Source organism: Devosia pacifica (assembly GCF_014652635.1).
In the GTDB taxonomy this organism is placed as follows: domain Bacteria; phylum Pseudomonadota; class Alphaproteobacteria; order Rhizobiales; family Devosiaceae; genus Devosia; species Devosia pacifica.
The window spans coordinates 15,484-34,738 of sequence record NZ_BMZE01000001.1 but is presented as its reverse complement, the minus strand read 5'-3'; the positions used below and the strand labels follow the sequence as shown (position 1 = coordinate 34,738).

At 60.2% G+C, this 19,255-nt stretch carries 18 protein-coding genes and 1 tRNA gene; 4 read left to right on the top strand and 15 right to left on the bottom strand.

From position 1 onward, the window contains the following. Positions 1-193: 193 nt before the first annotated feature. Together IE127_RS00170 and IE127_RS00165 are read right to left on the bottom strand one after the other, a co-directional pair. Complete coding sequence (locus IE127_RS00170) at positions 194-742, bottom strand: MOSC domain-containing protein (RefSeq protein ID WP_189422304.1); 549 nt, start codon at positions 740-742, stop codon at positions 194-196. 2 nt (positions 743-744) lie between these two features. Further along, a complete protein-coding gene (locus IE127_RS00165; RefSeq protein WP_189422303.1) occupies positions 745-1,872 on the bottom strand; it encodes an S-(hydroxymethyl)glutathione dehydrogenase/class III alcohol dehydrogenase in 1,128 nt (375 codons plus the stop codon). 170 nt (positions 1,873-2,042) lie between these two features. On the opposite strand from IE127_RS00165, the gene IE127_RS00160 reads away from it, so the two are divergent. After that, positions 2,043-2,118, top strand: a tRNA-Thr gene (locus IE127_RS00160). A 494-nt stretch (positions 2,119-2,612) separates the two neighbouring features. On the opposite strand, the gene IE127_RS00155 is transcribed toward IE127_RS00160, so the two are convergent. The 12 genes from IE127_RS00155 to IE127_RS00100 all read right to left on the bottom strand — a co-directional run bounded on the left by IE127_RS00155 (position 2,613) and on the right by IE127_RS00100 (position 13,809). After that, positions 2,613-3,176, bottom strand: a complete 564-nt coding sequence (locus IE127_RS00155; RefSeq protein ID WP_244639834.1) for a metallophosphoesterase — start codon at positions 3,174-3,176, stop codon at positions 2,613-2,615. A 14-nt stretch (positions 3,177-3,190) separates the two neighbouring features. Continuing rightward, positions 3,191-3,493 (bottom strand): hypothetical protein, encoded by a 303-nt coding sequence (locus IE127_RS00150; RefSeq protein ID WP_189422299.1) that lies wholly within the window; start codon positions 3,491-3,493, stop codon positions 3,191-3,193. Positions 3,494-4,191: 698 nt separating this feature from the next. After that, positions 4,192-4,833: a hypothetical protein gene (locus tag IE127_RS00145; RefSeq protein ID WP_189422297.1), complete on the bottom strand. Its 642-nt coding sequence runs from the start codon at positions 4,831-4,833 to the stop codon at positions 4,192-4,194. A 52-nt stretch (positions 4,834-4,885) separates the two neighbouring features. Further along, positions 4,886-5,641: a 5-formyltetrahydrofolate cyclo-ligase gene (locus IE127_RS00140; RefSeq protein ID WP_189422296.1), complete on the bottom strand. Its 756-nt coding sequence runs from the start codon at positions 5,639-5,641 to the stop codon at positions 4,886-4,888. Beyond that, the gene (locus IE127_RS00135; protein ID WP_244639832.1) at positions 5,638-6,471 is read right to left on the bottom strand and encodes a creatininase family protein; all 834 of its coding nucleotides are present in this window, start codon (positions 6,469-6,471) and stop codon (positions 5,638-5,640) included. Before IE127_RS00135 ends, IE127_RS00140 begins: the two co-directional genes overlap by 4 nt. A 36-nt stretch (positions 6,472-6,507) precedes the next feature. Further along, positions 6,508-7,596 (bottom strand): ABC transporter ATP-binding protein, encoded by a 1,089-nt coding sequence (locus IE127_RS00130; protein WP_189422294.1) that lies wholly within the window; start codon positions 7,594-7,596, stop codon positions 6,508-6,510. 32 nt (positions 7,597-7,628) lie between these two features. Further along, complete coding sequence (locus IE127_RS00125; protein WP_189422292.1) at positions 7,629-8,381, bottom strand: ABC transporter permease; 753 nt, start codon at positions 8,379-8,381, stop codon at positions 7,629-7,631. Between the two features lie 44 nt (positions 8,382-8,425). Beyond that, positions 8,426-9,292, bottom strand: a complete 867-nt coding sequence (locus IE127_RS00120; protein ID WP_189422290.1) for an ABC transporter permease — start codon at positions 9,290-9,292, stop codon at positions 8,426-8,428. Between the two features lie 61 nt (positions 9,293-9,353). Next, on the bottom strand, positions 9,354-10,394 hold the full coding sequence (locus IE127_RS00115) for an extracellular solute-binding protein (protein WP_189422288.1): 1,041 nt from the start codon (positions 10,392-10,394) through the stop codon (positions 9,354-9,356). 47 nt (positions 10,395-10,441) lie between these two features. Continuing rightward, positions 10,442-11,236: a creatininase family protein gene (locus IE127_RS00110; RefSeq protein ID WP_189422286.1), complete on the bottom strand. Its 795-nt coding sequence runs from the start codon at positions 11,234-11,236 to the stop codon at positions 10,442-10,444. Further along, positions 11,233-12,228, bottom strand: a complete 996-nt coding sequence (locus tag IE127_RS00105) for a LysR family transcriptional regulator (protein WP_189422284.1) — start codon at positions 12,226-12,228, stop codon at positions 11,233-11,235. The genes IE127_RS00110 and IE127_RS00105 overlap by 4 nt, the downstream gene beginning before the upstream one ends. 27 nt (positions 12,229-12,255) lie before the next feature. Further along, positions 12,256-13,809 (bottom strand): amidohydrolase family protein, encoded by a 1,554-nt coding sequence (locus IE127_RS00100; protein ID WP_189422282.1) that lies wholly within the window; start codon positions 13,807-13,809, stop codon positions 12,256-12,258. Positions 13,810-14,109: 300 nt separating this feature from the next. On the opposite strand from IE127_RS00100, the gene IE127_RS00095 reads away from it, so the two are divergent. Together IE127_RS00095 and IE127_RS00090 are read left to right on the top strand one after the other, a co-directional pair. Further along, entirely contained in the window at positions 14,110-15,630 is a 1,521-nt protein-coding gene (locus IE127_RS00095) for a class I adenylate-forming enzyme family protein (protein WP_189422280.1), read from the top strand. A 404-nt stretch (positions 15,631-16,034) separates the two neighbouring features. Continuing rightward, positions 16,035-16,991, top strand: coding sequence for an NAD-dependent epimerase/dehydratase family protein (locus IE127_RS00090; protein ID WP_189422278.1), 957 nt, complete (start codon positions 16,035-16,037; stop codon positions 16,989-16,991). Positions 16,992-17,282: 291 nt separating this feature from the next. On the opposite strand, the gene IE127_RS00085 is transcribed toward IE127_RS00090, so the two are convergent. After that, positions 17,283-18,206 (bottom strand): AraC family transcriptional regulator, encoded by a 924-nt coding sequence (locus tag IE127_RS00085; RefSeq protein ID WP_189422276.1) that lies wholly within the window; start codon positions 18,204-18,206, stop codon positions 17,283-17,285. 95 nt (positions 18,207-18,301) lie between these two features. Here IE127_RS00085 and IE127_RS00080 point away from each other — a divergent pair, with 95 nt between their 5' ends. After that, entirely contained in the window at positions 18,302-19,048 is a 747-nt protein-coding gene (locus IE127_RS00080) for an SDR family oxidoreductase (protein WP_189422274.1), read from the top strand. Positions 19,049-19,255: the final 207 nt, after the last annotated feature.

Genomic DNA, 19,255 nt, shown 5'->3' with positions numbered 1-19,255 from the left:
GCGAGCGCCAATTGCGATATCCGAGAATCGTGGCGCGGTATCTTGTGGCGGTTTTGCGCAGCCGGCAACGAGCATAGCCAACGCTGCCGCGGCGGCTGCGAAGAAGCGGTGAACAGACAAGTTGTGAGGACCCGTTCTGGTGGTATCGCCTCACAATTCGCCAGTATGGTTAATTTTCTGCCAAGCGCATGAGTCAGACTGGCTGTAGCGACCTGTGTGGCCCTTCGGGCAGTTGCACCGCGATAAAGCTACCGGGAAGAACGACGCCACCCTCTTCCACTACAGCCATAACGCCAGACTTGCGTATAAGCGCGCCGTGCGCATCCCTGTCGAGAACCGCGGCGAGAAGGCCCTTGCCGAAGGCCTCAATCTGCTTGCAGGGATTCCGCAGACCAGTGACGCGCAGCACAACCGCGTCACCAATTTGCAGCAGCGTGTCTGTCGGCAGCCCCAACAGATCGAGGCCTGCCGTCGTGATGTTCTCGCCCAATGCACCGGGCGCAATATCTGGATAGATCGTCCCAAGTTCGTCCAGCAGCTCGGCGTGTATGAGGTGGACCTGACGCAGGTTCGGCTGCGAAGGGTCCACCGCTACCCGGGAGCGATGCTTGACGGTCGTTCCGAAGTGCGCATCGCCAAGCACACCATGGCCCGCGATCAGTTCAATCCGGTCTAGCGCCGGCTTGCTGAATGTGTGCCGCGGATTTGCACAAACAGCGACGACGCTCGCCTGCGAGGACACGGCTAGTACAAGACCACGCTGCGGATACTCTCGCCCGAATGCATCATCTCGAAGCCCTTGTTGATATCCTCGAGACGCAAGGTGTGCGTGATCATCGGATCGATCTCGATCTTGCCCGACATGTACCAGTCAACAATTTTCGGGACATCCGTGCGGCCGCGTGCGCCACCGAAAGCAGTGCCTTTCCAGGTGCGGCCCGTGACGAGCTGGAATGGGCGCGTCGAAATCTCCTGGCCAGCGCCTGCCACGCCGATGATGATGGATTGTCCCCAGCCGCGATGACTGGCCTCGAGCGCCTGGCGCATCACCGTCACATTGCCGGTGCAGTCAAACGTATAGTCGGCGCCGCCAATCTGATCGGCACCCCGCTTGGTCATGTTGACCAGGTAGGGCACGACATCGCCGTCAATCTCCTTCGGATTGACAAAGTGAGTCATTCCAAAGCGTTCGCCCCACTCTTTCTTGTCATTGTTGATATCGACGCCGATAATCATGTCAGCGCCAGCCAGTCGCAGACCCTGGATGACGTTGAGGCCGATACCGCCCAGACCAAAGACGACAGCGGTTGCCCCGAGCTCGACCTTCGCCGTGTTGACGACAGCACCCACGCCGGTCGTGACGCCACAGCCAACATAGCAGACTTTGTCGAATGGCGCCGCGGGATCTATCTTGGCGACTGCGATCTCGGGCATGACGGTGTAATTCGAGAAGGTGGAGCAACCCATGTAATGGTAGATCGGCTTTCCCTCAAACGAGAAGCGCGTGGTACCATCCGGCATAAGCCCCTGCCCTTGCGTCGAGCGTATGGCGGTACACAGATTGGTCTTGCGGGACAGGCAGGACGGGCATTCGCGGCATTCCGGCGTATAGAGCGGAATCACATGATCGCCCTTCTTGACGCTCGTCACCCCTGGCCCAACGTCAACCACGACACCGGCACCTTCATGTCCCAGAACCGAGGGGAACAGGCCTTCGGGGTCCGCTCCTGAGAGCGTGAAGTCGTCCGTGTGACAGATGCCCGTGGCCTTTATCTCGACCAGAACTTCGCCTGCCTTCGGCCCTTCAAGATCAAGCTCAACCACTTCAAGCGGCTTTCCGGCTTCAAACGCTACGGCGGCGCGGGTCTTCATTCAGGCAGCTCCTCATTTTTCTGCCGGCAAACTGGCATAGGGCACCAAGCCGCACAAGCGCAGATGGCCCGGACACAAGCGGCTCTGCGGCGCAAGTAAAGCACATCGTGGCAGTGCCTCAGCCGCCGAACTTGCAAAACGCTGCGAACCCGGTTATTGCGCCGGTGCGTGCCGGTATAGCTCAGTTGGTAGAGCACCTGATTTGTAATCAGGGGGTCGCGGGTTCGAACCCTGCTGCCGGCACCAGATAAACCCCCTGAAATCGCTAAGTTTACTTAATCGGTCGCCAGGCCGTCCCAGTCAATTTTGGCCGGTGGGACGGGGGCGCGAGAATGAACGTCTCTCGGGCCTGTACGTAGAATAGAGAACACGATCTATCGACCTTGCCGATGTTCCGGTTCCGGTTTCGTTCTAGCTTCGATGGATGCCGCCTCGCCCATCCCGACTTTCTGACTATCCATTCGTCGTCGTCCGACTGTCGTGCAGCTATTACCCCCGGCGTGGTCAGTATCGCCTGGCACGGCTGGCTGAGCGATACGGCGCAGATATCGGCATCGAGCACATGCTCGGTCTGCTCGCAGGGGATTGTCCGTGGCATGGACGGAAGCAGAGGAAATACGTGCCGACGTGTGGGATTTATCTGCCCGACCTCGAAGGCGCGCCCCGGCCGCCGGATTTACCACCGGCGCTGGGGCGCTTGGTCGCGATCGAGGGTGGGAAGAAGAAGATCGGATAATCGATCAGATCGCCGGCAACGCCATCGCGGGCTCTTCGTCAGTCTCATCGAGGAACTGCAGCTGCGGCAGATCAGCCAACCGGGCACCGATCGTTTGCGCATCAACCGGTACGTAGCCGACATTATCGACACCGACATCGATGCACTGGCTCGTTCCCGGCAGCCGTCCGTGCGAGTGGCCGTACAATTGGATGGCGCCGCGCCGCATGTTGCGCCAGGTCCGCAATCCATAGTGACACAAGACGAAGATCTGGCCCTTGATGTTGACCTCGGTCAGATCGGACTGGGATGCCCAAGGCAGCTTCTGGGTCTCGTTCTTGAAGTCATGATTGCCAAGAATAAGATGCTTCTCACCATTGAGCTTTGCGAAGATGTCACGAGTCTGCTGCGGCCCGCAGCGGTATGCGAAATCACCGAGGTGATAGACGGTGTCCTCAGGCCCGACGACGGCATTCCAGTTCTCGATGAGCGCGTGATCGTGCTCGTCGATGTCAGCGAAGGGGCGGTTACACATCGACAAGATGCTGCGGTGGCCGAAGTGGGTGTCTGCGGTGAAGAATACGGTCATCAATCCATACCCTCTCAGTTGAACGACACGATGGCGTCAGGATCGTCTTCGAGATCGAGACGCCTTAAAGTGCTCGCAAACCAGGAGTCTGTACGCATGTTTACGTCGTCGATCGACTCGTTCCAGCGTGTGGCGCAGTACACGCAGATGGCATCGGACCACGAGTCAGTGTGCTCGCGAAAAAAGTCGACGAGATCATTCCAGGTCGGGTCTCGGTACATCATGCCAGTCGGCTCAAGATGCGCTGGCGGGTGCTCGTAGCCGATTTCTTCCGCGAGAGTGGCAATAGCCATGGTTTCAGCGTGGGTTCGAGGCATCAGGATCTCCTGTGATTGCGATATCAGGAAGATGCCGCGAGACCATGCAAGGAACACGAGATTAGTCGCTTTTTCTGCGAGTTATTCAGCCTTCACCAAAATTTCCCGGAACTTTACCAGTCGCATCACCCGCGCTTGATAAAGTTCAAGGATAACTTTGTTACGGCATCAGCCCATGTCATCAGCGTAATCGAGCAATGCAAAAATCGTCGTGTGTGCTAGCTCGCATCGGCGGGATTCTGTCATCATTGGGCATCAGGCACAGAGGGGACTTCGGTAGGTGGGCAGATGCAGCCGACCGAGGAGTTGGGAGCACAGCCGCGGGCATTTGGTCATTCGATCTTGGACACTAAATCGCCCCCATGTCGACTTCGTCTGGCGTGCCACACGATCGGCAATCGGTGATTTGCCTTCTAGTCCTTGCTCGAAGTCATCTCACTCGTCTTCGCTATCGAACTGAACGTTGGCTTGAGCACGTCGCGAACATTGCAAGCCCTACTCGTTTCTTGCGTATCGTCCGCCGAGCTTAGCCAAGGACTGAAATGGCGCCGCAAGCGGACGGGCAGGTTTTGGGGACGGTGCGTTGAAAACAGCCGATCTGCGGTAGTGCCCTTGGCATATACGGGCACAATCAGACCGGCGACCTTCGTAAGTGCGAAGCTGGAATCGGACACTTTGCCGCCGACTGAAGAAAGCGTTTAAATGAAATACGGCTGCAGCTCATACGGAGGCACTGGAAGCTCTTTCTTTTCCTCAGTGCCGGCAAGTTCCTCCTCCAGCATGGCGCGCAGAGTCTTTTCCGCGTCCTTGTACTCGTCGGATTCGTATTCCTCGGAGACCGGGTCGACGACATTGCCCTCCATCAGGAAGTCCTTGAGGCTCTTGCCGCGTTCACGCCCAGTTTTGCAGTGCATGTCGTAGGCTTCCTCGGGTATCGTGGGCAGGATACCGCGCTCGAATTCCTTGCGCACGATACCCATGACGATACCGATGGTCAGGTCTTTCTTGGTGCGGCACAGCACGCGGATCGCCTGGGCAAAGTAAGAAGCCCGGTCGATATCGTTATAGGGGTGCATCTTGCGCATCCGCTCCAGGGTCTCGATGACAGTTGGCACCATGGGGTCAGCGAGGCCGATATCCTCCACCGCCATGATCGCCAGCCGGCGCCACAACATGTCCTCGAGCTGCTCGCTGGTGATATACATCTCATAGGCGATGCGGATCGCCAGTTGCGGGTTGTTCCGCCGGATCGTCTTGTGCAGACCTTCTCTCAATTCATCCGCGAGATAGCCGTTGCGCGACGTCACATTTGCCCAGGGGTCGTAAGACAGAAATTCCACGGCAATTATCCTTCAGTTGTTTGCTTGTGAGTGGCTCGGGGCGCGGTCGGGCTCATTGCGAGCGCCGCTGCAACTCCCGCAAAAAGGGAATGGCCTCGAACTGATCGGGCTGAATGGCATCCCACATGATCCCCTTCGGACGCGGGTTGGCACTGTGCGTCTCGATGAGTTCGGCTTCGGTGGCGATGAAATCGAGAGGGGAATCATGATCCATCATGACGATCTCATCGGCCTCGACCAGTTGTGTGGAATGGATCGTGGTGGCAATCGGCGTCTGCGGCCCGATCGTGCCCAGCTCGCGGAAGATGCCGGTCTCGATATCGGCAAAGCCGGCGCCCTTGCCGGTGCGTCCGCCGATCCGGGAGACCGCCACTGACCCCACCACGCAAAAATCGAGCGGTGGCACCTCAGCGAACTCGATGCGGGTGCCATGTTCGAAATAGCCTTGGTGGGTTGCCGCCAGCTCGAAGCTGACGCCCTTGGCCTGGAGCGTTGCTGCGTCGATGCGCAGATATGGATAGGACTGGGTGAGCGCTGGCACCGGACAGAACAGGGTCTTGCCCTCATACAGTGCCCGCAGACGGATCTGGTACTGCGCCGGATCGGGATTGACCTTGATAGTTGTCGCATTCATCCACGCCGGCGTTTGCGCCAGTCGCCAGGCGGCGATGTCAGCGCCAACGAAGTTGGGAATGTGGCTCCAAGTCTCGCCCATTGCATAGCCGCTGTCCTCCAGCATGCTCCAAATCCGGTTGCGCAACGTGTCTTTTTCGGGGCTGCGCCCGTCCCAATTTCCTCGTTTGCTCATGGTTTTTCGTGCCCATCGAGAAAGGTGTCGGGCGAAAGTTTGCTTGTGTCGAAGCGGTCGATCTCAGCCAGCAAGTCCGCCAGGGCCTGCGCCGCATTATCCACCAGTGCGCGTCCGGCTTCGGGGGTCGCACGGCGCGCATCACCGGCGGCGCCATAGGGATTGAGGTCTTGCATCATCCAGCCAAAACCACCAATGCGGCCATTGCCCGGGTCCGATTGCAACAGGCTGAATTCGGAATCAATACTCGCCGCCGTGGAGGGGAAATCGGTGATGCGGTCACGCCGCACCAGCTCGGGATGCAGGTGCAGCATCATCGCGGTTTCGATGGCCCCGGCATGGATGCCGAAATTGACTTCGTCCGCATCAAACAGGCCTGCGGGGTACCCGGCATCGAACCAGCTGGCGTAAGCGGCCAGCACGCCATGGCGTCGGCGGATCTGCAGCGCCACCGGCTGCAGCAACCGCGATTGTCCGCCATGGCTGTTGAACAGCACCACCTTGGAGATACCGGCCCGCACGACAGTGTCGAGCAATGTCGTCCAGATGGACATGATCGCATCCGGGTCATGCGACAGCGTCCCCGGAAAATCGAGATGCTCCGTGGACGTGCCCACCGGCTGAGTTGGCAGAACGACCAGGTTCAGCGCCGGATCGACCAGTTCCAGCATACGCGCCACGATACCCTGATTGATCAGCGTGTCGGTGCCGACTGGCATGTGTGGGCCGTGCTGCTCGGTGGCGCCGACCGGCAGCAGCGCGATAGCCCCCTTGGGCAGGACGGCGAAGTCGGCCGTGGTCATGTGCAGCCAATAGTGCATAGTGCTCATCGTTGCGGAATCCTGATGGTCATGCTTGTTGCCAGATTACCCGGCGCGCCCGAGCCGCAGCCCGGTCGTGAGATCGAACACCGGTGGCGACTTGACGATCGCAACACCGACCGCGCCGGTGACGACCGGTTCATCGGCAGACAACCGGATTACCAACATCTGCCCGCCGGCTTCGACGTGAACCAGGCGTTCGGCACCTAGGTATTCCACCGTCCTGATGGTGGCCGGCAAGGCGTGTGGCGCGTCGGCGGACGTAAGCGCCAGGTGGTCGGGCCGCAGCCCCAGCGCGACGGCCACTCGCTGGATCGGCGCCAGCACGGCCTCGAGCTCCGGTGACGGCGACCAGATCGTGTCGCCCACTGCGAAGCGACCATCGATCTTGCGATCGACCTGCAACATTGCCGCAGGCGGCGTGCCGACAAACTTGGCGACAAAGTCGGAGGCCGGCTGTTCGTAGATCTGCTGCGGCGTATCGTGTTGCAGCACCTCGCCATCCGACATCACGGCAATGCGGTCGGCCATGGTCATCGCCTCTACCTGATCATGGGTCACCATAACGATGGTCAGGCCGGTGCGGGCATGCAGCTCGCGTAGTTCGGTGCGCACGCTGGCGCGAAGCACCGCATCGAGATTACTGAGCGGTTCGTCGAGCAGCAGCAGCCGGGGGCGGATGGCGATGGCGCGCGCCAGTGCCACCCGCTGTTGCTGGCCACCGGAAAGCTCGGACGGCATGCGGGCCGCCAGATGCTCCAGTTTGACCAGCGCCAAGGCATCGGCGACGCGCGTTTCGGCCTCGGCGCGCGGCATGTTGCGCATATCGAGGCCAAACCGCACGTTCCGCGCCACCGTCATGTGCGGGAACAGCGCATAATTCTGGAATACCAGCCCGATATCACGCTTGTACGCGGGCAGATGGCCGATGCGCTGATCGGCGAGCGTAATCGTGCCCTCATCCGGCTCAAGCAGTCCGGCAACGAGCCGCAACAGGGTGCTCTTGCCGCAGCCGGACGGACCGAGCAGCGCAACGAACTCGCCTTCATTGACGTCGAGATCGACAGATTTCAGGGCCGGGGTGCCGCGATAGGCCTTCGCCATGCCGGAAATAGAGAGATAAGCCGAGGTCAAATTTCTGCCTTGCTGGTTGTCGCCATGATCGGTCACACCCGTCGAGACCAGTTGAGAAACCGTTCGCCGATCAGCGCGAAGACGATGATCATGGCGACCAGCATGGCGCTGATGGCGATGGTCGTCGGATCGATGCCCTGACTGCGCAGTTCGGAATAAAGCCGGACCGGGTAAGTGAGGTAGCGCGAACCGGCGATAAGAACCGAGACGGTCACCTCATTGAACGAGGTCAGGAAGGTGAAGAGCGCGCTGGTCAGCACGCCAGGCCAGATCAACGGCAGCACGATGTGCACGACCACCCGCATCGGGGAGGCGCCCAGCGTCGTCGCCGCATCCTGCAGCGTTTTGTCGAGCTGGCTGAAAGTGGAGAGCATGATGCGCACCGCGAACGGCAGCGTCAGCGCCGCGTGGGCCAGCACCAGGCCGAGCAGCGTGCCGCCAATGCTCAGCCAGGCGTAGATCTGCAGCAGCCCGATGGCCCACACGATATGGGGGAGCGCGAGCGGAGCCAGCAACAGGGTCTCGATCATGGTCTTGCCGCGGAATGTGCTGCGGCTCAGCGCATAGGCGGCCAGCGTGCCGGCAGTCAGTGACACCAGCGTGGCCAAGATGCCAACCAGCAGGCTGACGCTCAACGCATTTCGATACTCAGAGCTTTCGAAGGCCGCCTGATACCATTTCAGCGAAAAGCCGCTGGGCGGAAACCGGAAGGTATTGCCATCGCTGAACGAGGCAAAAAACACGACCACTATGGGCATGAGAACGACGATATAGCCGATCGCCATCCACGCAATCCAGACGGTGTCAATCGCAGCGCGACGCAGCTTCATTAAACGGCTCCCGCGACGTTGGAGCGACGCGCCAAGCGCTGCCGGATGGCGCGTAGTGCCAGCACCAGTCCCCCAAGCAGCACCATCATGGTGACCGCAAGTGCCGAGGCGAATGGCCAGTCATTGACCAGCGCGGACTGTTGATACATCACTGTCCCGAAGGTCTGAATGCGTCCCTGCCCGAGGATCTGCGGTGTAACGAAAGAGGTAACCGAGGCAAAAAACACCAGCACGCTGCCGGCTATTATGCCGGGCATGGACAGCGGCAGAATAACCAACATCCACAACCGCCATGCCGGCGCGCCCAGTGAGCGTGCAGCCGATTCCAGGTCTTCGGGCAGTTTCGACATGGTGTTGAGCAACGGCAGCACCATCAGCGGCAAGAAGGCCTGCACGAGGCCGATCAGCACGCCCAGTTCGTCGCCCAGAAATCGAATCGACCTGTCGATCAGGCCTAACTGCTTCAAGAGGCCATTGATCACGCCGAGCAAGCTAAGCAGATTGACGAGGCCGAGCGTCTGCACCACGGCGCCGCTGACCATTGGGGTCACGATAAGCACCACAAGAATGCCGCGCGAGACGACTGCCCTACGGGCGATCCACCGCGCGATGGGCAGGCCCAGCACCAGGCAGACAAGCACCGTGATAACACCGAGATAGATCGTGTGGAACAGCACACGAAGAAAGAACATGTCGGTGGCGATGCGAACGTAATTGACGAGAGTGAAGGCCGGGTCGACCAGCAACGAATTCGGGCGCTGGGTCCAAAAGCTTGTCAGGGCTAGAAATGCAAATGGCGACAAGAATACAGCCCCGGTCACAAACAAACCGGGTGTCAACAGCAAGAACGTGGATTTGCGCGCCATCAGCTACTCTCGGGATAGCAGACCGGCCGTAGCCGGTCCGCAGGGTATGAAACAGAAACGATTAGTCCGCGAGGATCTCGGCGTTCCAGCGATCGGTCCAGGCGCTGCGGTTCTCGATCAGGTATGGCCAGTCGAGTTCCGTCAGGGTCTCAACCTCTTCGGGCGTGTCGATGAGCATCTCGGAGACAGCCGGCTCCAGCTCGACATTGCTGTTGGTCGGACCGAAATAGAGCTCGTTGGCGTAGGCAGTCTGGTTAACAACGCCGAGAGCCTTTTCGGCGAACAGCATCGCCAGCTCAGGGCTGGGGCTGTTGGCGACCAGGCAGAGCATGTCGCGCGTCAACACCGGACCTGGATCGGTCGGAAACGAAAAGCCGATGTTCTCGTAATTCTCCATACCCGAGATGGCATAGCCGCTGATGATCGGTGCTGCGGCGATTTCACCGGCATCGGTGAGCAACAGCAACTCGTCTAGGTTGGTATAGGTCAGCGGGATCGGCTTCAGTTCGGCCAGCTTGTCGAAGGAAGCGTCGGCGTCATGCTCGTCCGCTCCTGCGAGCCGACCGGCGATGGCCAGGATGCCATTGGCTTCCGAACCCGGGAACGGCGGCAAAGCGATCCTGCCCTGCAGCTCCGGCGCCCACAGGTCTTCCCATTCCGGCGGCGATTCAAACTCGTCCTTGTTGTAGACGATGCCCAAGGCCGCCAAGGACATCGCATAGCAACCCTCGTTCATGCCAGGCCAGATGTCCTTGTACATCTGCAGATCCGGATCGGGCGCCACGACAACACCGTCGGCGAGGGCCTGCGGCGCCTCGAAGATGTTGAGGAAGGCGATATCCATCGTCGGGTTGGCGCGCTCAGCATAGATCTTGGCAACCCGATCGCCGGTCCCGCCGAGCAGCAACTCGACATTGGCACCGGTCTCTTCTTCCAGCGGCCCGATGACATTTTCGCGCAGCAGGCGCTCAATATCACCGCCCCAGACGCCGACAACGAGAGTCTGTCCAGAGAAGTCCTGTGCCATAGCTGGCATCAGGCTGGTGCTGCCGAGCGCGGCGCCCAAGCCCATCAGTGCGATACTCTTTAGTCCGTTTTTCATGTCCTTATCCCTGTTAAAGCCGGCTTCTGCCGACTGTTGACGAAGTTCTAGGAGACGAGTTCGTTTGCGCCCCAGACATCTTCGATGACCTTGGCCAGCGTATCGGCGGCGTGATCGACGAGGCGCTGTCCGATATCGGCGCTGGCGGCGGTGGCATCGCCGCAGGCGCCAAACTCATTGAGGTCGCCGCTCAGCCATCCGAACCCGGCGGCGCGCGACCCACCAACTCCAGCCCCCAGCTTGGTAAAGCGGGACTCAAAGCCGATGGCGTTGGAAGGAAAATCCTGGATCTGATCGGTCGCCACGAGGTCCGGGCGGAGCGCCATCATGATCGACGTCTCGATCGCCCCGGCATGAATGTCGAAGCCTAGATTGGGCAGATCGAGAATGTCCGCGGGAACCCCCGCATCCGAGCGGCTGGAATAGGCAACCAGCATGTCGAACCGCTGCCGCAGGTCGACGGCGATGGGGTAAAACAGGTCACGGTTGCCGCCGTGGGAATTGTAGATCACGACGCGCTTGAAACCGGCGCGGTGCACGCCTTCGAGCAACTCCGTCCAGTGTTCGATCAGCCGCACGTGTCGATGCGACAGCGTTCCGGACGAGCGCAAGTGCTCGGCAGACGCGCCAACGCTCTGCTCCGGCAGGATCAGCGCGGGCACAGTGTCCGGCAAGACATTCAACATAGCGGCAATGATGCCGCGATTTATCAGGGCATCGACGCCCAGTGGCAGGTGCGGGCCATGCTGCTCGACGGCGGCGGTCGGGAGCACGCAAACTGTTGATTTGTCGAAGGCTGCCATCTGCCGGGTGGACTGTTCGATCCAGTAGCGGCTGCTCATGGTAAAGCTCTCCGATTAAGATTGTCGATGGGTGGTGCGAGCACCGGCATGCGTCGGGTGCCGGCCTCGGTAAGGCGGCGGGTCTCGCCGAGCAGCGTTTGCCGAAGCCAGCGATTGCGGGTGCTGTTATGGGCATGCTCGTGCCACAGCATATAAAGCTGCATCAGCCCGAACTCGGCTGGTGCCGCGACTGCCCGCAGGTCGCTCGAGCCTGCCATCACCTCGCCCAGTGGCCTGGCGGTGGTGAGCACCAGGTCCGAGCCGGCGATAATCGAAGGGATCACCCCGAACCCGGGCACACAGATGCTGTTCCGCCGCCGCTTGCCTAACTGGGCAAGGCGTCCGTCGACCGGGCTGAGGGCGGACTCGCCGGGGCTGGTAGGGGACAGGTGCGCAAGCTGCAAATATTCGTCCAGTTCAAGCTGGATGCAATTTGCATAAGGGTGCTCCGCATCCATAACGCAGACGAATTCGGCCTCCATCAGCGGCATGCAGCGTAAGCTTTCCGGCGGCTCGGGCCAATTGCCAATGGCAATGTCGATATCGCCGCACTCGAGACCGGTCAGCAGCTCTTGCGTATTCGCCGGTGTTGAAAATTCGATAGGCATCAACGGCGCCGTCTCGCGCAAATGACGCACAAACGGCGGGATCAGAAATGTCGCCAGGCAATCCGCCCCAGCAATTCGCGCTGTCCGCGATGACGTCGCGGGCTCGAACATTTCCACTGTGTCGAACATGCCGTCGATACCGCCCAGCACCTTGTTGACCGAGGCCAGCACCGAGCAGCCCTTCTCAGTGCGCACCATATGCTGGCCACTGCGCACCAGCAGCGGGTCGCCGAACATGGCGCGCAGCCGCTTGAGCTTGTTGCTGACAGAAGGCTGCGCTCGACCGAGGCGATCGGCCGTGCGAGAGACGCTACATTCGCTCAGCAGCACCTGCAAAAGCCGCAGGCTCTTGATATCGAGATCTTCATCGAGGGCGTTGAACATGTTTGAACCGGTCTCAAGTGCGATGTTTCAGTTTAGACGGCTGGTATCCTCCGGGCGGGATCGGTTGGGCGGCACCCGGAGTGGAGACACTCCGAGGCCAACATCACGGGACGCGGCGGTCGTGTGCATGGCGTCTAGCCATGGACGTACCGTTGCAGCATGGCGGCTCATGGCGGGACATTCCTCGCGCCGGAATCGCTCAGCGGACTCCGCGATTTCCTCGCGCAGCGCTTCTTCGTCGACAAACGTAAGGTTCCGATCCTCCATCACCACGCGACCGGCAATGATCGATGTCTGGACCGCTTCTGAGTTAGCGCTGAAGGCGATTTGCTGGATCGCGTCGTGCATGGGAATAAAGCCCCAGGCCTTGCGATCGAGCAGGATGATGTCTGCCTGCTTGCCGACTTCGATCGAGCCGACCTGTTGATCCATCAGGCTCGACCGGGCGCCGCCCAGCGTCGCCATGTGCATCACTTCATGGGCCGAGACCCAGTCGTGATAATCATGCGTACCAACCTTGTGGATCATCGCCGCAGCTTTGAAAGCCGCAAACATATCCGCCGTATCGGCCGAGGCGACACCGTCGCACCCCAGCGCCACATTCACCCCCGCATTCAGCAGCTGCCGCAACGGCGCAATCCCGGAGCCCAGCTTGAGGTTGGCCAGCGGATTGTGGGTGGTGGAGACACGGGCATCGCCCATCATTTCGATATCGGCTTCAGTCAGCCACACTGCGTGATTCATCGTCAGGCGATGCGTCAGGCAGCCTGTGTCTTTGAGATATTGCACCAGCGTTCTGCTGTATTTCTCTTGTCCGGTAACCGCTTGTGTGCGGGTTTCCAACACATGGCAATGGATCGGCAGATCCTTCTCAACCGATAGTTCTGCCACTTCTTCAAGCAGCTCGCGCGAACAGCGCTGCGGCCCGCACGGCCCCAGGATGATGCGCATGTTGTCCTTGCCGTGCCAGTTGTCGTGCAGCTCACGGAACAGCGCGATCTGTTCGGCCTGACCGGGCCGCGGCAGCGCGTCCAGTGCCGCGACAAGGTCCGCCGGCATTGTGTCGCGCAAGAACGGCAGGCTGTCGCAGAAGCTTTCGTCCCACATCGAAGCGGTTAGCCACCCACGCAGGCCCAGGTCGCGATAGGCGCTTGCTGTCGCGTCCACCATATCCGGCTTGAAGCCAAGATTGATGACATCGTCCTGCAGGGTGGTGACCCCAGAGCGAACGGAAACAATACCGACCAGCATTGCCCGCAGATACTTGTCGCGGGCACTGAGCGTCGACTTGTGAAAGGGCGGATAGACCTCGGACAACCAGATTTCGAGCGGCAGGTTGTCATACCGCCCCATCTCGTAGCCTTCGTTGGAATGCATATGCGCATCAACGAAACCGGGAAGCACAAGACGGTTGCCGGCGTCGATGGCCTTGAGGTCGGTATAGGCTGCAGCGCGTTGGCTAAGGTCCTCGCCGACTTCAACGATCTGGTCGTCCACAACCAGAACGTCCCCGCCATTAATGATGGTCTTGGCGGCGTCGTTGACGAAAATCCAGCCGTTTCGGATCAATAGCGCGGTCATATAAGCTCCTGTTGCCGTGCACTCGGTTGCTCGCCGCGTGCCACTTTTCAACAGGATGACTTGAGGTGTCTCAACACCTCTAAGCCCGATAGCTTCGCAGCCATGGCCGTTAAGACAGCTGCGCGGTCATCCGATTTCAGTCTGCAGAGCCTTAGCCCTGCCTAACTAATGAGCAGGAAAACACGTTGCCTACAAGGTGTCCATACCGCCGATGGAATATATTCTATTGCATGCAGACGGTGGCTTGATCTGAAAGCATTCGGCTTAATGCGGTTCGCCAATTACCCACAGGAGACCGCCATGCTGCTGCATTCCCTACTCTTACGCGGCGCAGACAGGCAGCCAGACAAGCTCGCTTTTACCTGGGTGGACCGCACCCGCAGCCTGAGCTATGCGCAGGCTGCAACCCAGATGGACGCCTTCGCGGGTGCGCTTGCCGAATGCGGCCTTAGCAAAGGCGACCGGGTCACAATCGTCGCTCATAACGGCCTCGACTACCTGATGACGATGTTTGCGGCCTGGCGGCTGGGCGCCATTGCCGCCTTGGTCAACGTCAAGTTTGCCGACGAGCTGGACTACTATTTCAACGATCACCAACCCCGGATCATCGTCTATACCCACGACATGCACGAACAGGTGCGGGCCGCGGCGGCCAAGGTGCCATCAGTCACCCACCTGCTGTGCATGGACGGACCGCAGTATGGCGCCCTTAGCCTGCCCGAGCTGGTCGAGGCCGGCTTCAACGTCCCCGCCGATCCGGGCGACGAGGACGCCATTGCGCACCTGTCCTACACCTCCGGCACCACCGGCAAACCCAAGGGCGCATGCCTCGCACATGAGCCCACCTGCCGCGCAACGCGCTCGATCGCCGAACGGCTGCGCATCACCGCCGATGACATCTCCTTTGGCCCGACTGCGCTTTCCAGTTCCTATCAGCTCGTCGGCAATTTGTTGCCGCAACTCGACCGGATGGCTTCGATCAACGTTATGGGCCGATGGACTCAATCAACCGGCTGGGATGCCCTGGACGCTGCCGGCGCCACCATGCTGATCGCCAACCCCCCTGTGCTCACCGAGGTGCTGGACGAGAGCCGTCTGCGTGGCAAGACGCCCGGCCGACTGCGCCTCTCGCTATCCGGCGGTGGGCCGGTGCCGCCTACCCTTAAGGCTGCCTGGCGGGACGTGCTGGATGTCCCGCTCGTCGAAAGCTATGGACAGAGCGAACTCGGCGGCTTCGTCGCCCTGGGCATGCCACACTTCGATACCGTCCCCGACAGCTCGATCCGCGTCGGCCCGCCGCTGCCCGACAAGGAGGTGCAGGTCTTCGGCCCTGATCACACGATCTTGCCAGTCGGCCAGATCGGTGAGCTACGGGTGCGCGGCGGCTTCATGCACGGCTACTGGGGCAAGCCCGAAAAGACCGCCGAAGTCACCGCTAACGGTTGGCTGCATACCGGCGATATCGGGTTCATCGACCGAGATGGCTATATCACCATGCGCGGTCGCCGCTCCGAACTCATCCATGTCGACGGCACCGCCTGGTTTCCGCGTGACATTGAGGAAGCGCTCTGCCGCCAGCCCGGAATAAGTCAGGCGGCGCTTGTCGGCATGCCGCAGGGTGATGGACAGCGCCCTGTGGCCTTCGTCATCGTCGATGATGGAGCGCCGGACACCCTGCTCGACGCTCTGGTGCAGGCCATCCAACCTGAGCTGGGGTACGATCTCTCCCCTCTCACCGTGCAGCGCATTGATGCCATGCCGATGACGCCGACGGGGAAGATTTCAAAGGCCCAGCTCGTCGACGCCCATCGCCACTCCTGAGCGGCGCGGATTTGCAAAGGCGCTGAACCCGAAGAACACCGTGCTGCTATTTGGAGCCGGCTCTTCGTTGCCGTCCGGCGCTCCGTCGGTGGCACACTGATTGACCATTTTCCCAGGCGATTTGAATTCGCCGCCATCGGCTACTCATTGCGCGAGATGGCGAGCCTCTATCAGGCAAAAGCGAACCGCAGACAGGTGATCGATGAACTGCGCAAGTTTGTGCCGGTCTTAAGCCGACGGGCGGGCTAGAGAACTTGTCGCTTTACCATTGGAAGAGCATCTTCACTACCGACTACGGTGATTTGCTAGAGCAAGTCCACAAGCTCGAAAAAAGCACAGGAGCAGCGATCCTGTCGTAATCCCTCGCGACTTCAATATAGCCAATGAAATTGAGAGATCCAAGGATGCATATTGCCATTGTCGGAGCGGCCGGCATGATTGGGCGCAAGCTTGTGGAGACACTGCTCGAACGGCCATGGTTGGGCGACCAGCCGATCGATCGGTTGACCATCGCCGACGTACGACCTTGTTCTCTGGCTTCGAGCGATATGGACTTGCGCGAAGTGATCGGAGATGTTTCGGATCCGATCGTGGCGGCGCAGGTGTTGGCCGAGCGGCCGGACGTCGTGTTCCATGTCGCGGCGACAGCGATGGGGCAGGCTGACACGGATTTCGCTGCGGGCTACCGCATCAACTTCGATACGGTACGTTCGACGCTCGAGGCTACCCGGCTGGCGGGACAGGAATATCGCCCGCGCTACGTTTACGCGTCTTCAATCGGCGTCTATGGTGGGGCTTTTCCGGACATCATAGACGATGTGTTTCTGGCCCTGCCGGAGAGCTCCTATGGGGCGCAGAAGCTGATGAGCGAAACGCTGCTCGCCGACTATTCGCGCCGCGGCTTCGTTGATGCGGTGGCGCTGCGCCTGCCCACCATAGCCATTCGGCCGGGTGTGCCGACACATGGTAATTCCGGATTCTTCTCGAACATCATTCGCGAACCGTTGGCGGGGAAGAGAGCGGAGCTGCCTGCAGCCCTCGACGTGGTGCACTGGCTGGCCAGCCCGCAATCGGCCATCGGTTTCCTTCGGCACGCCGCGACATTGCCCGCCGAAGCGTTGGTAGGCGCGCGGGTGCTGGTGATGCCGGGGCTTGCGGTTAGCGTGGAAGAAGAAATCGAGGCGCTTCGCTTGATCGGTGGCGAAGCGGCGGTGGCATTGATCGATCGCCTGTCGCCGCCCCTTTACCAGCCCTGCAACTTTCCGCAGCGCTTCACCGCCGAGCGCGCCAGGGCGCTCGGCTTCGCGCTGCTCGAAACTAACTTTGCCGAGATTATCTCGTTTCACCTCGATGAGGGTTGAGGCGATTGGCGCAAAGTCGTCCAGACTTATTGGCATGATCCCCCGGTCGAACTCGCATCCGGTCCATCAAGCGTGAGCGATACCGCCCCTCATAAGAAGGCTGCTTTTTTCGGCGCAGTGCCGAAACCGTATAAGCCACTCCCTCCGTTCTGGCCATGGCACCTATGTCCGCTTCAGAAAGGCCGAAAGGCGGATTCAACAGCAGGAATGAGGGCGCACAACCGCCCGTCGGGTTCCGACCCCATTCCGGTCTTTCGCGCTCGTTAATGCTTCCCTGTAAGCTGCCGCTCTTTATGTCCACCGCTCGCTGGAGTCAGCATCTGCTGGACGCGCGTAGATGCTCGGGGGCACTCCGACAAATCTGGAAAATGCCACGCTGAAGGCGCTGGCGGATCCATATCCTACACGCTCAGCGATCTCCTTCATTTGCCCATCTCGGCGTCGTAGCATGTCTTTTGCCAGCGCCATGCGCCATGACGTCAGGTATTCCATTGGCGCCATTCCGGTCTGCTTCTGGAACTTCTCGAAGAACGCCGAGCGCGACAGCATAGCCTTTGCAGCCAAGTCTTCGACACTCCAAGCTTGGTTTGGCGCCTCGTGCAAGGCTCGAAGTGCGAGACTGAGATTTCGGTCTGCAAGTCCACGCAGCAGACCTGGCGCCTCCAAGGCAGCCGTGTCTGATCGCAGCGCCTCGATCAAAAGCACTTGCAGTAGCCGCTCCAGCACGAACTCCTTTGCCGGTCGAACATCCTGTGCCTCTCCCCGGATCATTTGGACGAGAGTCGTAAGCCGGGCTTGTCGACGTACCAGTAAGAGTCGCGGCAAAAGGGCAAGGATGAGCTTGCTGTCAGGTGAGCCGAATGCGAGTCGCCCAATAAGGATGCGCATGTTGGGATCGCCAGTAGGATCGCCATGGCGCGTTTCCTCGGCCAGCTTGGTGACCCGCAGAGGGTCACCCGCGTCAACCGCAGGTGCTTCGGTGCTCGCCATTGTGAACTGGTAAGCCGCTGGGATAAGCACGAAGTCATTCTCTTCGAGCCTCGCTTCCGATTCACCGGCGATCGACAACTTCGCCGACCCTTCGAGGATGGCCGCAAAGAATGGGCTACCGTCCCCCTTGCCGTCGACGTGCCAGCTACCCGAGCCACTAGCCGTCTTGGAGAACGGCAGGCGCGGCTGGAGCAAGGCTACAATCTCAGCCAACGGGTCGGTCAAATGGATCATCTCTAACAAAAGGCGGACGTTTCAATATAGCGCGTCCTTTCTCAGAAGGCCACTATTGGCTTATCGCAATTCGAAAGGTCCATACGATGAAAACCATTCTGATCACCGGCTGCTCCTCCGGCTTTGGCCTCGACACGGCTAAGTATTTCCTGGACCACGGCTGGAAGGTTATCGCGACCATGCGGTCGCCTCAGGAAGATCTGTTTCTACCTTCCGAGAATCTTTCCGTGCTGCCGCTAGACGTTACCGATGAGGGAAGCGTGCGCAAGGTCATCGAGCAGGCCGGCCCCATCGATGTCTTGGTCAACAATGCTGGCATCGGCTGGCTCAATGCGCTGGAGGGTACGCCAATTGACGTGGTGCGTTCGGTTTTTGAAACCAATACGATCGGAACCATGCGCATGATACAGGCGGTTCTGCCACAGTTTCGCGAACGGAAGGCTGGCCTCATCATCAACGTGACATCGAGCGTGACGATGAAACCGCTGCCGCTTCTGTCGGTGTACACCGCCAGTAAGGCAGCAGTGAACGCCTTCACCGAATCCCTTGCTCTTGAGCTAGCTCCATTCGGCATTGAGGTAAAAATCGTGCTGCCCGGCTCCTCGCCGGAGACAAGCTTCAGCGGTACTGCCTTGGCCCGTGTCCAGGGTAACGGAGGGTTTCCTAACGCCTACAGCGCGTTTGCCGGACAGGTGATCGGCGCCCTACGTGAGTCGGGAGCGCCAAAAACGAAATCATCAGATGTCGCCGAGGCCATCTGGCGCGTCGCGAACGATCCGTCAGCTCCATCACGGACACCGGCTGGAGCCGACGCCATAGCCTTGGCTAGCTGAGGTAACGTGGCGGTAAGACGTCAACGCGTCATCTAATCGTTTCCGTTGATGGCATGATGGAGATGCCATCAACGACTGCTCTTTGGTGGACTTCGCTGCCTCCCACTGAGGCACTGACCTTGTCGCAAAGTCTGCTTGAAGCCGATCACACCAAAAGCCGCCAGTCCGCAAACCACCCCGAAAGGGCCGGCCCGCTATCGACCCCAT